This is a genomic window from Bradyrhizobium sp. JR4.3, assembly GCF_040547695.1.
Taxonomy (GTDB): Bacteria; Pseudomonadota; Alphaproteobacteria; order Rhizobiales; family Xanthobacteraceae; genus Bradyrhizobium; species Bradyrhizobium canariense.
The window spans coordinates 46,834-64,616 of the sequence record NZ_JBEPQF010000014.1 but is presented as its reverse complement, the minus strand read 5'-3'; the positions used below and the strand labels follow the sequence as shown (position 1 = coordinate 64,616).

14 protein-coding genes are annotated in these 17,783 nt (G+C 64.2%); 10 read left to right on the top strand and 4 right to left on the bottom strand.

Annotated elements, in window-relative coordinates; all coding sequences use genetic code 11:
• Positions 1–63 precede the first annotated feature (63 nt).
• The gene (locus ABIB91_RS22245) at positions 64–1,665 is read right to left on the bottom strand and encodes an alpha-amylase family glycosyl hydrolase (protein ID WP_354166297.1); all 1,602 of its coding nucleotides are present in this window, start codon (positions 1,663–1,665) and stop codon (positions 64–66) included.
• Positions 1,666–1,837: 172 nt separating this feature from the next.
• Here ABIB91_RS22245 and ABIB91_RS22240 point away from each other — a divergent pair, with 172 nt between their 5' ends.
• Positions 1,838–2,518, top strand: a complete 681-nt coding sequence (locus ABIB91_RS22240; RefSeq protein WP_354166290.1) for an MBL fold metallo-hydrolase — start codon at positions 1,838–1,840, stop codon at positions 2,516–2,518.
• Positions 2,519–2,688: 170 nt separating this feature from the next.
• Here the strand turns inward: ABIB91_RS22240 and ABIB91_RS22235 are convergent, their stop codons facing one another.
• Positions 2,689–3,855, bottom strand: coding sequence for an extracellular catalytic domain type 1 short-chain-length polyhydroxyalkanoate depolymerase (locus tag ABIB91_RS22235; RefSeq protein ID WP_354166284.1), 1,167 nt, complete (start codon positions 3,853–3,855; stop codon positions 2,689–2,691).
• Positions 3,856–3,996: 141 nt separating this feature from the next.
• Entirely contained in the window at positions 3,997–5,409 is a 1,413-nt protein-coding gene (locus ABIB91_RS22230; RefSeq protein WP_354166278.1) for an MFS transporter, read from the bottom strand.
• A gap of 235 nt (positions 5,410–5,644) precedes the next feature.
• Between ABIB91_RS22230 and ABIB91_RS22225 the strand changes: the two genes are divergently transcribed.
• Both ABIB91_RS22225 and ABIB91_RS22220 read left to right on the top strand, forming a co-directional pair.
• A complete protein-coding gene (locus ABIB91_RS22225) occupies positions 5,645–6,880 on the top strand; it encodes an LLM class flavin-dependent oxidoreductase (RefSeq protein WP_354166253.1) in 1,236 nt (411 codons plus the stop codon).
• A gap of 237 nt (positions 6,881–7,117) precedes the next feature.
• Positions 7,118–8,494 (top strand): cytochrome P450, encoded by a 1,377-nt coding sequence (locus tag ABIB91_RS22220; RefSeq protein WP_354166246.1) that lies wholly within the window; start codon positions 7,118–7,120, stop codon positions 8,492–8,494.
• A 99-nt stretch (positions 8,495–8,593) separates the two neighbouring features.
• Here the strand turns inward: ABIB91_RS22220 and ABIB91_RS22215 are convergent, their stop codons facing one another.
• On the bottom strand, positions 8,594–9,436 hold the full coding sequence (locus ABIB91_RS22215; RefSeq protein ID WP_354166223.1) for an SDR family NAD(P)-dependent oxidoreductase: 843 nt from the start codon (positions 9,434–9,436) through the stop codon (positions 8,594–8,596).
• Between the two features lie 195 nt (positions 9,437–9,631).
• Here ABIB91_RS22215 and ABIB91_RS22210 point away from each other — a divergent pair, with 195 nt between their 5' ends.
• The 7 genes from ABIB91_RS22210 to ABIB91_RS22180 all read left to right on the top strand — a co-directional run bounded on the left by ABIB91_RS22210 (position 9,632) and on the right by ABIB91_RS22180 (position 17,701).
• On the top strand, positions 9,632–10,597 hold the full coding sequence (locus ABIB91_RS22210) for a sensor histidine kinase (RefSeq protein ID WP_354166216.1): 966 nt from the start codon (positions 9,632–9,634) through the stop codon (positions 10,595–10,597).
• Between the two features lie 208 nt (positions 10,598–10,805).
• Entirely contained in the window at positions 10,806–12,542 is a 1,737-nt protein-coding gene (locus ABIB91_RS22205; protein WP_354166209.1) for a putative bifunctional diguanylate cyclase/phosphodiesterase, read from the top strand.
• Positions 12,543–12,779: 237 nt separating this feature from the next.
• Positions 12,780–13,946, top strand: a complete 1,167-nt coding sequence (locus ABIB91_RS22200; protein WP_246648586.1) for a substrate-binding domain-containing protein — start codon at positions 12,780–12,782, stop codon at positions 13,944–13,946.
• A gap of 170 nt (positions 13,947–14,116) precedes the next feature.
• A complete protein-coding gene (locus ABIB91_RS22195; protein ID WP_007598207.1) occupies positions 14,117–14,893 on the top strand; it encodes an ABC transporter ATP-binding protein in 777 nt (258 codons plus the stop codon).
• A complete protein-coding gene (locus tag ABIB91_RS22190; protein WP_354166191.1) occupies positions 14,890–15,612 on the top strand; it encodes an ABC transporter ATP-binding protein in 723 nt (240 codons plus the stop codon). The genes ABIB91_RS22195 and ABIB91_RS22190 overlap by 4 nt, the downstream gene beginning before the upstream one ends.
• The gene (locus ABIB91_RS22185; RefSeq protein WP_007598211.1) at positions 15,609–16,619 is read left to right on the top strand and encodes a branched-chain amino acid ABC transporter permease; all 1,011 of its coding nucleotides are present in this window, start codon (positions 15,609–15,611) and stop codon (positions 16,617–16,619) included. Before ABIB91_RS22190 ends, ABIB91_RS22185 begins: the two co-directional genes overlap by 4 nt.
• Positions 16,616–17,701 (top strand): branched-chain amino acid ABC transporter permease, encoded by a 1,086-nt coding sequence (locus ABIB91_RS22180; RefSeq protein WP_354166178.1) that lies wholly within the window; start codon positions 16,616–16,618, stop codon positions 17,699–17,701. Before ABIB91_RS22185 ends, ABIB91_RS22180 begins: the two co-directional genes overlap by 4 nt.
• The last annotated feature ends 82 nt before the right edge of the window (positions 17,702–17,783 follow it).

Below are 17,783 nucleotides of genomic sequence, written 5' to 3'. Positions count from 1 at the left end.
TCGCCAAACTACTCCCTGGGGTAATGGGTCCTGGATCTGCGCTTCGCTTGTCCAGGACGACGGCTAAGATGGTGGCGTGATGATTACCCCCTCATTGCCGCGCAAATCCAGCACGCCTTCGATCCGCTCCCCCTCGCGATCCAGGAATGTCGACAGCAGAATCTCGCTGCCGAACTTGATCGCGCTGGTGGTGACCGCGATCGGCTCGGGGCCGAGATTGAGCACCACGATCACCGCCCTGCCCTCGGCCTCGCGGCGATAGACCAGGAGATCGCCTTGTGCCGAGACCGGATGATAGTCGCCTGCGACCAGCGGCGGACACCCCTTCCGCAACGCGATCAGGCGCCTGTAGAGCGTCAGGATCGAGCGCGAATCGGCCTCGAGATCGACGACATTGTTGCGAATGTGATCCTCCGGCAGCGGCAGCCATGGCCTGACGTCCGAGAAACCGGCGAAATTGGAGGAATCCCACTGCATCGGCGTGCGGCAGCCGTCGCGGCCGACACCGATGCCGGGCACGTTCTTCTCGAAGGGGTCGCGCACGTCCTCGGGCGCGATCGCGAGCTGATGCATGCCGATCTCGTCGCCGTAATACAGCGTCGGCGTGCCGCGCAGCGTCAGCAGCAGCATGGCGGCGATGCGGGCCTGCTCCGGCCCGACGCGGCTTGCGACGCGTGGGCGATCGTGGTTGCCGAGCACCCAATTCGGCCAGGCGCCCTTCGGCAGCGCCTTCTCGTAGTCCTCGACGATTTTCTCGATCGAGCGCGCGCTCCAGAAGGTCGAGAGCAGCGCGAAATTGAACGGCATCTGCGCGCCGGTGAGATCGTTGCCGTAATAGGCCATGAGGCGATGCAGCGGCAGATAGATCTCGCCGATCAGGACGCGGGCATCATAAGCATCCGTGACGCGGCGCATCTCGGCGATGACGTCGTGCACCTCCGGCTGGTCGGTGGAATATTGCGTCAGGATCTTTTCGTTCGGCGGCCGGCTCTCGACATAATGCGGATTGGGCGGGTTGTCGCGGAACTCGGCGTCCTTGATCAGATGCCAGATCACGTCGACACGAAAGCCGTCGACGCCCTTCTCCAGCCAGAACCGCATCACGTCATAGATCGCCGCGCGGACATCGGGATTGCGCCAGTTGAGATCCGGCTGTTGAGCGAGGAAGGCGTGATAGTAGTATTGACCGGTGGTCTCGTCGAACTGCCACGCGCTGCCGCCGAACTCGGACAGCCAATTGTTCGGCACGCCGCCACCCTCGCCCGGGTCGCGCCAGATGTACCAGTCGCGTTTGGGATTGTCGCGCGAGGAGCGGCTCTCGACGAACCAGGGATGCTGGTCCGAGGTGTGGTTCGGCACGAGGTCGAGGATCAGCTTGAGGCCATTGCCGTGCGCGGCGGCGAGAAGCGCATCGAAATCCGCCATCGTGCCGAACAGCGGCTCGATGCCGGTGTAGTCGGAGATGTCGTAGCCGAAATCGGCCATTGGCGAGGGGAAGATCGGCGACAGCCAGATCGCGTCGACGCCGAGCGATTTCACATAGGGCAGCCGCTGCAAAATGCCGGCGAGATCGCCGACACCGTCACTGTTTGAATCCTGAAAGGAGCGCGGGTAGACCTGATAGAAGATGCCGTCGCGCCACCAATTGCTGCCGCCCTGAGTCATGCGGGAAATCCATCCAAAAACTGCTTCTCGCGCGGGAGAACGCGGAAGGAGCGCCCCGGTTCAAAACAGCAGGCGAATTGAGACCGCCGTGTGACGATGTCCGCGGCTGTTCCCGTGCCCCGGGGACAAATCTTTTGCTTGGCGGCATGGCAAAAATCGGCATTGTGACACCATGACCGAGCAAAACGAGACACAAGCCGAGGCAGGCGCGAAAGCGGGCGCGATCATCGTCCCCGTGACGCTGTTCGAGCAGAATTGCACCATCATCTGGGACGAGCCTTCCAAGAAGGCCGTGGTGATCGATCCCGGCGGCGACGTGCCGAAGATCCTCGACGCCATCAAACAGACCGGCGTCACCGTGGAGAAGATCTGGCTGACTCACGGCCATATCGACCATGTCGGCGGCGCGGCCGATCTCCGCGACTCGCTGAAGGTGCCGATCGAGGGCCCGCATGTCGCGGACAAATTCCTGCTCGACAACGTGGTCGAGAGCGGCGCGCGCTTCGGCATGACCGGGGTGCGCAATTTCGAGCCGGACCGCTGGCTCGACGAAGGCGACAGCGTGGCGATCGGCGATCTCCAGTTCGAGATCTATCATTGCCCCGGCCACTCGCCCGGCAGCGTGGTGTTCTTCAACAAGGATCTGCGCTTCGCCCATGTCGGCGACGTCCTGTTCGCGGGCTCGGTCGGTCGCACCGATCTGCCCGGCGGCAGTCACGCGACCCTGATCGACTCGATCAAGACCAAGCTGCTGCCGCTTGGCGACGATGTCGGCTTCATCTGCGGCCACGGCGCCGGCTCGAGCATCGGCCAGGAGCGGATGACCAATCCGTTCATCACCGGCGAGATGTAGCTTTTGTTTGAGCATGATCTGTTCGGAAACCGCTTCACACTTTTCCGGATCATGCTCTATTCCGCGGCGTCTGCGAACGCCGCGGGCTGGTTCAGGTTGCGGTCGCCCCATTCGCGGATCGCAGCGACGACGGGCACAAAACTCTTGCCTTATCGGCGCGACGGCCTGAGTTACTTCATCAATCCCGCGGCCGTGAGCGCGCGCGTGATGATCTGGCCGAGATCGAAGCCGCGGGCCTCCTCGCGCTTCGGCTCGGCCGTCTCTTCGGCGACCGCGGCGCGGATCGACCGTGCCAGATGCGGCGCGGGCGAGCGGGCCGGCGTCGGCTTTGGTTCGGCCTTCTTCGCCGCGTCGGGAATCCAGCCGGTGAGGCCGAAGAATTTGGCGATGTGATAGGACGAGGAGATGCCGGCCTCGATCAGGAACGCGCCTTCCACGCCATAGCGCTGGTCGTTGTCGGCAAGGCCGAGCGGCGTGCCGTGGGCCATGTCGGTGATGGCGTAGGATTCGACGAGGGTCTCGCCGTCCTTGTTCCACCAGGCCTGGCGCGGATAGCCGTCGATGTTGGTTTCTGCCATCGGCGCGTCAGGCAAATCGTGCAGGTCGAGCCATTGCTTGACGATCTCGTTGGCATTGCCGGGATTGACGGTGCGATCGGCGCTGCCGTGCCACACCGAGATCCTGGGCCAGGGCCCGCGATGATTCGAGGCCCGCCGCACCAGATCGCCAAGTTCGCGCGCCGGCCGCTCCGGGGAATGAAACATGCCGTCGAGCGCCTCGCGCAGATTCGTCGCAATGCCGTAGGGAAGTCCCGCGATGACCGCCCCGGCCGCGAAGACTTCAGGGTAGGTCGCGAGCATCACCGATGTCATGCCGCCGCCGGCCGACAGGCCCGTGATGAAGATGCGCTTGGGATCGACGCGATGCGTTTCGATCATGTGCGCGATCATCTCGCGAATCGAGCACGCCTCGCCGCTGTCCCGTGCCGTGTCTTCCGGATTGAACCAGTTGAAGCAGGTGTTGCTGTTGTTGACGCGCTGCTGCTCGGGCATCAACAGCGCGAAGCCGTAGTGCTCGGCGAGCGTCGACCATCCGGCACCGAGGTCGTAGCTTGCTGCGGTCTGGCCGCAGCCGTGCAGCACGACGACGAGCGCGCGCGGCTTTTGCAGTTGCGGCGGCACGAACGCGAACAGGCGCAGATTGCCGGGATTGTCACCGAAGCCCGTAACCTCTTGCAACGGACTGGAGGCATCGGCGCTCCGGCCAAAGTCGGCGAAGCGCAATCCGTCCAGCTTTGGCAGACGTCTCAAGAGGTCGACATTTCTGGTTAACGACACGGCAGCTCCTGGCAGGCGACGTCCCAACGTCCACCCAAACCAAATAGTTGCTGCAGCGCAAAATAAAAAGACCGTGTGCTGTCAATGACGAGTAAATCGCAGGAAAACCTGCAGAAATCCGCACGTATTAACCGCAATGCCTCAACTTCGTGCAGATGCACGGCGCATCCACGCCAGGAATGCGGCGCAGATCATGATTAATGTCACAAACAGCGCGAGCGAGACGAGAAATCCTGCGCGCGCTGATTGCACGGCTTCGACGGCGAAGAACACGGCGCCGATTGCGGCCACTCCGGCCGCATTTCCGATCTGCGCCGTGGTGCCGTAAATGCCGGAGGCAGAACCTGCGGCCACAGGCTTCACCGTCGAGAGCACCGCGCCGGAGAGCGGCGCCATCACCAGCCCCTGACCGTAGCCGAACACGATCATGGTGAGCGCGAGCAAGAGCGCGGACGGCGCATCGACAGAGAACGCGACCAGCGCAAGCGCCGCGAGGCCCGCGATCTGAAGCGCGCAACCTTCGATCAAGACCCTGGTGCCGCGATGGCGCGCCCGTGCGCCGCTATGGCGCGAGGCCACGACGAAAGCGAGCGCGAGCGGAATGAAGGCCATGCCGGCCGCGAGCGGCGGGATTTTCAGCCCTCGCTGCATGAACAGCGTCATGACCAGATAGAACGAGAGATTGGCGAAGAAGAAAAAGAACGCGGCGCCGAGACCGCGCAGGAAAGCGGCGTCCGCCAGCAGGGAGAGATCAATCAGCGGCATGCCGCCGGCGCGTGCCACCGCATGCTCCAGTTTCGGGAACGCCAGGAGGATCACGGCGCCGATCGCCATCACCAGCCACAACCACGGTGCCCAGCCGACATCGTGACCGAGCAGCAGCGGACCGATCATGCACAGCAATCCGGCAAACAGGACGATGCTGCCCGTGATATCCAGCCGCGTGCCGGCGCGGTGCGGCACTGAGGGCATGATGCGCCAAGCCGCCACCGCGATGACGAGACCGCACGGCACATTGACGAAGAACACCGAGCGCCAGCCGGTGCCGGCGAGATCAATCGTGACCAGGAGACCGCCGAGCAGAAAGCCCGCGGCACCCGCGAGCCCCAGCACGATGCCGTAGATGGCGAAGGCGCGGTTGCGCTGTTCGTCGGTGAACAGGAGATGCAGCGTCGCCAGCACCTGCGGCACCATCAGCGCGGCGGAGGCACCCTGCGTCAACCGCGCCACGATCAACTCCGCACCGGATCGCGCTAGTCCGCACCACAGCGACGTCAGGGTGAAGCCGAGCAGGCCAGCCAGGAACACGTTCCTGGTGCCGTGAATGTCGCCAAGCCGGCCGCCGGTGACGACCAGCGTGGCATAGGCGATCAGGTAGATCGCGATGACGGATTCGATCTGCGCCGGCGACGCCTTCAACTCGACCGCGATGGTCGGAATGGCGACGTTGACCACGAAGGCATCGACGCCGAACATGAACTGGGCGGCCACGACGATCGCCAGCACCCACCAGCGACGGGACGTATCGACCTGCTTTGTGACGGTTTGGTGCATCGGCGCGCGACCCTTCGGATGTCCTCGCCGATCATCGCAGGCCCAATGCGGCGCCGCGATTACCTCGAAGGTAGGATCCTCGCGCGCTCCGCCTCTCTCCGCGTGCCCGCGAGAGGGAGACGACACATGCATGGCTGCATTCCGCCGTGCGGGACATCGCGCGATTGCGTTCGCTGCCTCCAGCACGTAGCTTCGCGCCACAAACAAACAAAAAATGTAAGCTGGAGAGAACGCCATGGCGCGCCTGAAGTTCGGAGCCTTCCTTGCCCCGCATCATCCGATCGGGGAGCATCCGATGCTCCAGTTCCGGCGCGATCTCGATCTGGTCGAGCAGCTCGATGCACTCGGCTATGACGAGTTCTGGTGCGGCGAGCATCATTCCTCCGGCTGGGAAATGATCGCCTCGCCGGAGATGTTCCTGGCTGCGGCCGGCGAGCGCACTAAGCGGATCAAGCTCGGCACCGGCGTGGTGTCGCTGCCCTATCACCATCCCTACAACGTCGCGCAGCGCATGGTGCAGCTCGACCACATGACCGGCGGCCGCGCCATCTTCGGCTCCGGTCCCGGCGCGCTCGCCTCCGATGCGCATACGCTCGGCATCGATCCGATGACGCAGCGCGACCGCCAGGACGAGGCGATCGGCGTGATCCGCCGCCTCTTCAATGGCGAGCGCGTCACGGCGAAGAGCGACTGGTTCACCATGAACGACGCCGCGCTGCAGCTCCTGCCGCTGCAGGAAGAGATGCCGTTTGTGGTGGCCTCGCAGATCTCGCCCTCCGGCATGACGCTCGCCGGCAAATATGGCATCGGCATCATCTCGCTGGGTTCGATGACGACGCAGGGGCTGATGTCGCTGCAGCAGCAATGGCAATTCGCCGAGGACGCGGCGAAAAAGCACGGCACCAAAGTCGATCGCGCGAACTGGCGCGTGCTGCTGACCTGGCACATCGCCGAGACCCGCGAGCAGGCGCGTCGCGAGGCCGGCGCCGGGCTGATGCGCTGGCACAACGAATATAATGTCGGCACGCTGCAGCGGCCGGGTCTGACGGCGTTCGCCTCACCCGACGAGGCCGTGGACAAGACCGCGTTCGTCGATGGCGCGGCCTCCGTCATCGGCACGCCCGACGATCTCGTCAAGATGATCAAGAACGTGATGCAGGTCTCCGGCGGCGTCGGCGCCGTCATCGGCTTCGTGCACGACTGGGCTAACCCGGAGAACACGCGTCGGAGCTGGGACCTTGTCGCGCGCTATGTCGTGCCCGAGATCAACGGCTACATCGACGGCTTGCGCAAGTCGCAAAAATTCGTGATCGAGAACCGCGCGATCTTCGAGCGTGCGGGCCAGGCCGTGATGGCCAAGATCATGGAAAACGAGAAGGCCGCCGAGGCTTTGAAGGTGACCGGCGCGGGCCGCGTTGCAATTCCGGCCGTCAACGCGCCGGATTTGCAGAAAGAAGCGGTGAAACGATAGGTTCAGGGTCCGCCCGGGCCTCGGCGAACGCCTCGTCCTTCGAGACGACCGCTCCGCGGTCTCCTCAGGATGAGGCTAAGCGGCACCGGAGTCCGTTGAAACTGCTGCCGCACACTCTGTCCTCATCCTGAGGGCCCGCCAAAGGCGGGCGTCTCGAAGGATGGCCGCAGCGAAGCACCGGCGCATCAGCGGACCCGGATTGTGTTATGTTGGGTCCAGCCAACCGGAGCAATCGTCATGTCGATGCAGAATGTGGCCGCCCCTGCGCTCGGCTTCACTCCGCCCAGGCGCAACGAGCTGACACATATCCCCGGCGACGAAGGCTGGCCGATCATCGGCAAGACCTTTCAGGTCCTCGCCGACCCCAAGGGGCACATCGAGGCGAACGGCGCCAAATACGGCCTGGTCTATCGCACGCATTTCTTCGGCGAGACCAATGTCGTGCTGCTCGGCCCCGAGGCCAACGAGCTCGTGCTGTTCGACCAGCAAAAGCTGTTCTCCTCGACCCATGGCTGGAACAAGGTGCTCGGCCTGTTGTTCCCGCGCGGATTGATGCTGCTGGATTTCGAGGAGCACCGGCTGCATCGGAAGGCGCTGTCGGTCGCGTTCAAGTCCGGCCCGATGAAGTCGTATCTGAGCGATCTCGACCGCGGCATCGCCGCCCGCGTCACGCAGTGGAAGGCGAAACCCGGCGAGATGCAGCTTTATCCGGCGATGAAGCAGCTCACGCTCGATCTCGCCGCCGCATCCTTTCTCGGCGCCGATATCGGGCCGGAGGTCGACGAGATCAACCGCGCCTTCGTCGATATGGTCGCCGCGGCCGTCGCCCCGATCCGCCGACCGCTGCCCGGCACGCAGATGGCGGCCGGCGTCAGGGGGCGCAAGCGCATCGTCGCTTATTTCCGCGAGCAGATTCCGCTGCGACGCGGCAATCACGGCGGCGATGACCTGTTCTCGCAGCTCTGCCGCGCAACCCACGAGGACGGCGCCCTGCTCTCGGAACAGGACATCATCGACCACATGAGCTTTCTGATGATGGCGGCGCACGACACGCTGACCTCGTCGCTGACGTCGTTCATCGGCGAGCTCGCGGCAAATCCCGGCTGGCAGGACAAGCTTCGCGCGGAAGTCATGGCACTGGGGCTCGCCCCTGACGCGCCGAGCAGTTTCGACGATCTCGAAAAGATGCCGCTGTCAGAGATGGCGTTCAAGGAAGCGCTGCGGATCAAGCCGCCGGTGCCCTCGATGCCGCGCCGCGCCATGCGCGATTTCACGTTCAAGGGTTTTTCGATTCCCGCCGGCACCGCAATCGGCGTCAATCCGCTCTACACGCACCACATGAAGGACATCTGGCCGGAGCCGGACCGCTTCGATCCGCTGCGTTTCACCGAGGAGGCCCAGCGCAACCGCCACCGCTTCGCCTGGGTGCCGTTCGGCGGCGGCGCGCATATGTGCCTCGGCCTGCACTTCGCCTACATGCAGGCCAAATGCTTCGCGCGGCACTTCTTGCAGAACATCGAGGTATCGCTGGAGCCCGGCTACAAGCCGGACTGGCAGATGTGGCCGATCCCGAAGCCGCGCGACGGATTGCGGGTGCGGGTGAAGGCGGTGTGAGCATTGCAGTCGTCATTGCGAGCGAAGCGAAGCAATCCAGACTGCGTCCGCGGAAGCAGCCTGGATTGCTTCGTCGCTTCGCTCCTCGCAATGACGAAACTATCCGGCCCCCTGATCGAACGCCTTGCGCAGGGCCACGTAGCCCTGCTGCTGCTGGCTCCAGTTGCGGCCGCCGGTCATCGCGCCGTCGATGACGAGGTCATGGCCGTTGATGAAGCTGGATTCGTCGCTGGCCAGGAACACCGCTGCATGGGCGATGTCATCGGGAAGCCCGGCGCGCGGGATTGGCTGCGCGGTCTTGTAGATCTCGCGCATCACCGCCGGCGTCTTCTCCGCCGCATCGGTCGAAAGCCCGAGCGCCTTGCCGAAAATGCCGGTCGCGATGGCGCCGGGCGAGATCGAGTTGACGCGGACATTGGATTCGCCGAGCTCCATCGCCACGCATTTGGTGAGATGGATCACCGCCGCCTTGGCCGCACCATAGACCATCGAGGACGAGAAGCCGGCGAGACGGCCGGCGATGCTGCCATTGTTGATGATGCTGCCAAATCCCTGCTTCTTCATGTGGGGTGCGGCGTGTTTCATGCCGAGCATGACGCTGCGCAGCAGGGTCGCCATCGCCGCATCGAAGCGCTCGACCTCGAGGCCTTCGATGCCGCCAGTCTGCGCCGGGCCGCCGGCATTGTTGAACAGGCAGTCGATGCGGCCGAATTTTTCGATCGCGAGCGCGATCAACGCCTGCATCTGCGCTTCCGCCGTCACATCCGTCTGGCGGAAGACGCAATTCGACCCGAGCTGCTTCGCCAGCGCCTCGCCTTCCGGTACACGCCGCCCCGCGATCACAATTTTGGCACCTTCGGCAACGAAGACTTCTGCAGTCCGCAACCCGATCCCGCTCGTCGCGCCCGTGATCACCGCGACCTTGCCATCCAGCCTGCCCATGGAATGTCCCTGTTTTCGAACCCCTTGACGCCAAATGGCGGACACCGATCGACGACGGCGCCGCGACGGTCGGCGCCGCAGCAGGCACTATTCCTGCCGGCTTCCGACAAGGCAAGCTTTGCTTGGGGCCGGCGACATGCGTAACATTCCTGGCGACCGCTCGATTGTCGAACGCATATCGCGACCGGACTGCGCATGGCGAAGCTGATCGACGAATTCCGCAAGGGCTGGCAGGGCGTGGCACCGCCATCGCTCGGCCTCAGCCTTGCGTTTGCGGTCGCCTGCCTGCTGGTTGCGACGCTGGCGCGCTGGGCTCTCGCCCATGTGCGGCCCGACGTCTATTTCACGCCGTATTTCCCGGCCGTGTTCTTTGCGGCCGCGTTCGGCGGCTTCCGCATCGGCATCATCACGGCGCTGGTCGGCGGTGTGCTCGGCGTCGTCGTGAACTTCGGCGATGCGCTTGCCGATAACGCGCGATTCGCCCTGCTGGCACTCTATTGGGCGGTCTGCGCGCTCACCATCTGGGGCGTCGAGCACTATCGCTCGCTACTCGTCGAGCAGCGCCGGATTTCCAGGCGCCTGATCGAGGAAGAAGACTACCGCAAGCTGCTGGTCGACGAACTCCAGCACCGGCTGAAGAACAAGCTGTCGACAGTGCATGCCGTGCTGCATCAGGTGCTGCACGATCAGCCGCAAATCTGGGCCCGGATCGATCCGCGGCTGCGGTCGCTTGCAGCGACCGACGATTTGATTTCGCGGATCGACAAGGCCGGCTGCGACATCCGCGACCTGCTGATCTCCGAGCTCGGCCCTTACGGCCATGTCCGCTTCACGCTCAACGGCGACCGGCTGTTCCTGCCGCCGAAGCTTGCGGTCACGCTGTCCCTGATGTTTCACGAGCTCGCCACCAACGCAGGCAAATATGGCGCGTTCTCCGCGCCGCGCGGATTGTTGCAGGTGTCATGGACCGTCAGCGACGACCGTCTGACCGTGACCTGGGATGAAACCGAGGGCCCGAGTGTCGACATGATCTCCGAGCCGGGTTTCGGCACCAAGCTGTTGAAGTCGGCGCTGTCGGCCTTCGACGGCAAGACGGAGGTCTCCTATCTCAGGACCGGACTTCATTGCACCATGCAATGCCGTATTCCCAAGGACGGTTAGACACGGCGCAAACCAAAGCCGCTCGCGCGCGTCGTTCGACTTTTCGCCGGACGCGTTGACGCCCTGTTAATGACGATGGGCTGCGCGCGTCGCATCGCCGCAAAACACCACCGTAATTCTCCGGGCCCCTTAACCAAACTTAAGAGGGAACCGCGCAAGATCGCGCCCATTGCAAAGGCGCGCTGAAACAACAAGATTCATGACTTCTATGAACGACAACAAATATTCCGGCGCGAGCGAAGCCGAACTCGGATTCCTCAAGGAAATCGTTAGAATGCTGCCTGCCGGCCTGACCGTGCAGGACGCGCAAGGCGAACTTCTCCTGGTCAACGATGTCGCGGCCGCCCAGCTCGGCATGGACGGCAGCCGCCCCTCGCGCGATCTCGCGTCGCGCCTCGAAGCCTGCCGGCAGGCCCTGAGCTCCGGTCAGGCGGTGGTCGCCGAGGAAGCGCTCCACGACGGAGCCGCACGCCAGGTGCTGCTGACCACCCATCGTCCGATCCGCCTTGACGGACGTGAGCTGCTGATCTCGGCCTCCTCCGACATCACCGACCAGAAGAATTTCGAGGACCAGCTGTTCCGCTCGGCCTATTTCGACGAGCTGACCGGCCTGCCCTCGCGGCGGGTGATCGAACATCGCGCCACCAGCCTGCTCGCGCAGGGTCGCGCCGGCGAGCGCTTTGCGCTCGCCTTTCTCGACGTCGACAATTTCAAGCACATCAACGACTATTACGGTCACACGGTGGGCGATGCCCTGCTGGTCGAGCTGTCGAAGCGGCTTGGACGCGGCCTGCGCGATTCGGACATGCTGTCGCGCATCTCCGGCGACGAATTCCTGCTGCTGCTGTCGCCGATCCAGAACCAGGAGGAAGTCGCCGAATTCATGCAGTCGACGCTGGAGCGGCTGACCGCGCCGTTCTTCATCGACAATTCGGAAGTGTTCGCCTCAACCTCGGTCGGCATCAGCCTCTACCCCGATCACGGAAGCAGCTTCGAGACACTGCGCCAGAACGCCGACATCGCGATGTACCGCATCAAGAACGACGGCAAGGGATCGGCGGCCTTCTTCGACTCCAGCATGGAGCGCGAGGCCCTGGCGCGGATGAAGATCGAGCAGTCGCTGCGGCAGGCCATCCTGGAGAAGCGCTTCTGCTGCGCCTTCCAGTCCAAGGTCGACATCCGCACGCAGGAGGTGAAGGGCATCGAGGCCCTGGTTCGGCTGCGCGACGACGAGGGCGTGATCCAGGCGCCGGGCTCGTTCATCAATCTTGCCACCGAACTCGGGCTGATCGACGAGCTGACCCATCTCGTGCTCGCCGAGATCGTCAAGTCGATCGACCTGATCAACGAGACGTTCGGTGCGGAAGCGACCATCAGCATCAACGTCGCGGCCAAGCAGGCCGGCAACCCCGAATTCATGCGCAGCTTTGCCCAGGCGCTCGACGACACCAGCTTTCCGCAGCGCTTCATGATCGAGGTTACGGAAGACGCCTTCGTCGCCAAGAATCATTTCCAGGCCGAGATCCTGCCGATGTTCCGCAAGCTCGGCGTCGCCATCTCGATCGACGATTTCGGCACCGGCTATTCCTCACTGTCGGCGCTGGCCGACATCACCGCGGACGAGATCAAGATCGACCGCTCCTTCATTACCGATATCCATAAGCGCCCACGCAACCAGGGAATCCTGCGCGCGATCGAATCCCTGAGCGAAGCGCTCGGCATGACCGTGATCGCCGAAGGCATCGAATCCTACGAGGAGCTCGCCTACCTGCAGGCTGCGACCAAGATCCGCTACGCGCAGGGCTATTATTTCTCCCGGCCGATCTTCCTGGAGGAGCTGAAGCTCGCAACGCCGATCTCCAGCGAAGCACGCGCCAGTGTCACAAACCGCTCGACGCAACAGAACCGGCAGGGCTATTCCCGGGCGAACGGATACCGGCGGTAACCCCGCGCCTTTGGTTACTTTGCAAAGCCTGAGCAGCCCGTTCCGGGGGTGAGGTCAACAATTGCATCTGCCGATTTCCTCGGCGGAAGCGATCCGGCGCGGCCGGGCCGGGACAATGTCACACATGCCCGTCGCGTGGTCCGCCGGAAGGTGGAATTGCAATGTCCGCACGGTTGTGCAAATCGCTATGACCAAAGCATTTCATCAGGAGGGACCACCGTGCGTCGATCACTCGTCATGGCAACCACCATCCTCGCCCTCGCCGCGGGCACCTCCGCACAGGCCGACGATCTCAAGGTCGCGCTGATCTATGGCAAGACCGGCCCGCTCGAAGCCTATGCCAAGCAGACCGAGACCGGCCTGCAGATGGGTTTTGAATACGCCACCAAGGGCACCATGACGCTCGACGGGCGCAAGATCGTCATCATCACCAAGGACGACCAGGGCAAGCCCGATCTCTCCAAGGCCGCGCTCGCGGAAGCCTATCAGGACGACAAGGCCGACATCGCGATCGGCACGACCTCGTCGGCCGCGGCACTCGCGATCCTGCCGGTCGCCGAGGAGAACAAGAAGATCCTGATCGTGGAGCCCGCGGTCGCGGATCAGATTACCGGCGAGAAGTGGAATCGCTACATCTTCCGCACGGCGCGCAACTCGTCGCAAGACGCGATCTCGAACGCGGTCGCGATCGGCAAGCAGGGCGTCACCGTCGCAACGCTGGCGCAGGACTACGCCTTCGGCCGCGACGGCGTCGCCGCCTTCAAGGAGGCGCTCGGCAAGACCGGCGCGACGCTCGCCGCCGAAGAATATGCCCCGACCTCGACCACCGACTTCACCGCGGTCGGCCAGCGCCTGTTCGACGCGCTGAAGGACAAGCCGGGCCGCAAGGTGATCTGGGTGATCTGGGCCGGCGCCGGCAATCCGCTGGCGAAACTCCAGGACATGGATCCGAAGCGCTACGGCATCGAGCTGTCCACCGGCGGCAACATCCTGCCGGCGCTCGCCGCCTATAAGGGTCTGCCCGGCATGGAAGGTGCCACCTATTACTTCTATTCGATCCCGAAGAACCCGGTGAACGACTGGCTGGTCGCCGAACACCAGAAGCGCTTCAACGCGCCGCCGGACTTCTTCACCGCGGGCGGTTTCGCCGCCGCGATGTCTGTCGTGGCCGCCGTCACCAAGGCGAAGTCGACCGACACCGAGAAGCTGATCACGGCCATGGAAGGCCTGGAGTTCGACACGCCGAAGGGCAAGATGATGTTCCGCAAGGAAGACCATCAGGCGCTCCAGAGCATGTATCACTTCAAGGTCAGGGTCGATCCGAATGTCGCCTGGGCCGTGCTCGAGCCGGTGCGCGAGCTGAAGATCGAGGACATGGACGTTCCGATCAAGAACAAGCGCTGATCTTTCTTCCTTCACCTCCCCCGCTTGCGGGGGAGGCCGGGAGAGGGCGCTGTCCTCTTGGGGGTTCTCGACTGAGGAGGCACCCTCTCCCCAGCCCTCCCCCGCAAGCGAGGGAGGGGGCGCAGCGTGATCGCGGATACACTTCCAACCAAACCTGATCGAAAGTTTCGATGACGCTCTCCCTCGAAACCCGCGACCTCACCATCCGTTTCGGCGGCCATGTCGCGGTCAACAACGTCACCTGCAGCTTCCGGCCGGGCGAGCTCACCGCCATCGTCGGCCCGAACGGCGCCGGCAAGACCACTTATTTCAACCTGATCTCTGGCCAGCTCCGCGCATCGAGCGGCAGCATTCTGTTCGACGGCACCGACATCACCCAGCATTCCGCGCCGATGCGGACGCGCGCGGGCCTGGGGCGCGCCTTCCAGCTCACAAACCTCTTTCCGAATCTATCGGTGGAGGAAAACGTCCGCCTCGCCGTGCAGGCCGCTGACGGCACTCACTACGACATGCTGCGGCCCTGGATGGTCCGCCGTGATCTGATTGCGCGCGCCGATACGATCCTGGATCAGGTCGCGCTCGGCGGCCGCCGCGGCGTCGCCGCCACCGCACTGTCGCATGGCGACCAACGCAAGCTCGAGGTCGCGCTGATGATGGCGCTCGAACCAAAGGTGTTCATGTTCGACGAGCCGACCGCAGGCATGAGCATCGACGAGGTGCCGGTCGTGCTGAACCTGATCGCGCAGCTCAAGCAGGACAAGAGCAGGATCATCCTCCTCGTCGAGCACAAGATGGACGTGGTGCGATCGCTCGCCGACCGCATCATCGTGCTGCATAACGGGCAGCTTGTTGCGGACGGCCCTCCGGCCGAGGTGATCGCATCACCGATCGTGCAGGAAGCCTATCTCGGCGTCGCGCCCAATAAAGTTGGAGGGAGCGCAGCATGACCGATCTGTTGAGGCTCTCCGGTGTGCACACTCATATCGGCCGCTATCACATCCTCCAGGGCATCGATCTCGCTGTCGCGCAGGGGCAGACAACGATGCTGCTCGGCCGCAACGGCGCCGGCAAGACCACGACGTTGCGCACCATCATGGGCCTCTGGCAGGCCTCCTCCGGCGAGATCAGACTCGCCGGCGAGCGCATCGAGAGCCGCGCGACGCCCGACATCGCGCGGCTCGGCGTCGGCTACGTGCCGGAGAGCATGGCGGTGTTTTCGGATCTCACGGTGAAGGAAAATCTGGTGCTGGCGGCGCGCGACGGGCCGCTCGACGACACCCAGCTCGACTGGATCTTCGGCTTCTTCCCCGCGCTGCGCCGGTTCTGGCTGTCGCGCGCGGGAAGTCTCTCGGGCGGACAGAAGCAGATGTTGTCGATTGCCCGCGCCATCATCGAACCGCGCAAGCTCCTGCTGATCGACGAGCCGACCAAGGGGCTGGCGCCCGCGATCGTGATGGCGCTGATCGAGTGTCTGAAGGAGATCAAGCGCAAGGGCGCTACCATCCTGATGGTCGAGCAGAATTTCTTTGCGGCCCGCGAGCTCGGCGACGACGTGCTGGTGATGGACAACGGCACCATCGTCCATCGCGGCGAGATGGCGGCCTTGGCGGCCGACGTGCCGCTGCAGGAGCGACTGCTCGGCCTGAGCCTGGAGACGCATCAATGACCGAGCTCGCCGCAACCGATCCGCTGCCGAAGCCCAAGCGCGACATCGCGCCGATCCTGCTGCCGATCGCGGTCGCCCTGGTGATGATTCCGCTGATCGGCTCGCCCAGCACCTGGCTGACGCTGACGGCCGCGAGCCTCGCGATGGGCATGATGATCTTCATCATGGCCTCCGGACTCACGCTCGTGTTCGGCCTGATGGACGTGCTCAATTTCGGCCATGGCGCCTTCATCGCGGTCGGGGCCTATGTCGCGACCCTGGTGCTGGCGCCGTTCGCGGCCTCACTCCAGGCGGATTCGCTGTGGATGAACCTCGCGGTGCTGGCGCCGGCGGCATTGCTGTCGATGGCGGTGTCCGGCGCGCTCGGCCTGATCGTCGAGCGGGTGCTGATCCTGCCCGTCTACGGCCAGCATCTGAAGCAGATCCTGATGACGACGGGCGGCCTGATCGTCGCCGAGCAGACGCTCTATGCGGTGTGGGGGCCGCAGATCATCCCGACGCCGCTGCCGACGTCGCTGCGCGGCTCCTTCATCCTCGGCGACGTCGCGATCGCGAAATACCGCGTGCTGGCGACGCTGATCGGCCTTGCCGTCTTCATCGCGATTCAGCTCGTGCTCAACCGAACCAAGCTCGGGCTTCTGATCCGCGCCGGCGTCGAGAACCGCGAGATGGTCGAGGCGCTCGGCTATCGCATTCGCCGTCTGTTTCTCGGCGTGTTCATGACGGGATCGGCGCTGGCGGGCCTCGGCGGCGTGATGTGGGCGCTGTATCGCGAGCAGGTCCACGCCTCCATGAGCGACGACCTCACCGTCTTGATCTTCATCGTCGTCATCATCGGCGGCCTCGGCTCGATCGGCGGCTGCTTCATCGGCGCGATCCTGGTGGCGATGATTGCCAATTACGGCGGCTTCCTGGTGCCGAAGCTCGCCCTCGTCTCCAACATCCTGCTGATGGTCGCCATTCTGATGTGGCGGCCGCGTGGCCTCTATGCGGTGACCAGCCGATGATGATCCTGTCAGGCGATCCGCCGCGCAGCCGCGTGCTCACGCTCGTTCTCGTCCTCATCATCCTGGCGCTGCTGGCGACGCCGTTCCTGTTTCCCGGGGCGAAGGCGCTGAACGTCGCGGCCAAGATCTGCGTCTTCGCCGCACTGGTCGCCTCCTACGATCTGCTGCTCGGCTATACCGGCTCGGTGTCGTTCGCACACACCATGTTCTACGGGATCGGCAGCTACGCGATCGCGATCGCGCTGTACGGGATGGGCCCGAATTGGGGTGCGGTTGCAACCGGCATCGCGGTCGGCCTGCCGCTTGCCGCGCTGCTTGCGCTTGCGATCGGGCTGTTCTCGCTGCGGGTGGCTGCGATCTTCTTTGCCATGATCACGCTCGCGGTCGCATCCGCCTTCCAGGTGCTGGCCTCGCAGCTGTCCTGGCTGACCGGCGGCGAGGACGGACGCAGCTTTCAGCTGCCCGAGCTGCTCAGGCCCGGCACGGTGCTGATCTCCAAGAACGTGCTGGGGTTTGAGGTCAACGGCCGCATCCTGACCTACTATCTGGTGTTCGCCGTCTCGGCCCTGATGATCCTCGCTTTGCTGCGGGTGGTGAACTCGCCGTTCGGGCGCGTGCTGCAGGCGATCCGCGAAAATCGCTTCCGCGCCGAGGCGCTCGGCTTCCGCACCGTCTTCCACCTGAGCTACGCCAACTGCATCGCCGCACTGGTCGCCGCCGGCGCCGGCATTCTCAATGCACTGTGGCTGCGCTATGCCGGTCCCGATACCTCGCTCAGCTTCTCGATCATGCTGGACATCCTGCTGATGGTCGTGATCGGCGGCATGGGCACGATCTACGGCGCGATCATCGGCGCCACCATCTTCATCCTCGCCCAGAACTATCTGCAGTCGCTGATGGGCGTCGCCTCCAAGGCGGCGTCGGAAGCCGGCCTGCCGCTGCTGCCCGGACTGTTGCATCCCGACCGATGGCTGCTGTGGCTCGGGCTGCTCTTCATCGCCAGCGTCTACTTCTTTCCGACGGGCGTGGTCGGGCGGCTGCGTAATCTTGGCAGCGACAAGAGCGCGGGCAGCTCGCATTAACGCGCGATTCATGATGCAGCGCGGCGGCTCGCTGGACACGACTGCGATCACGCAACGAGATTAACGCTCAGGTAACTGGCTT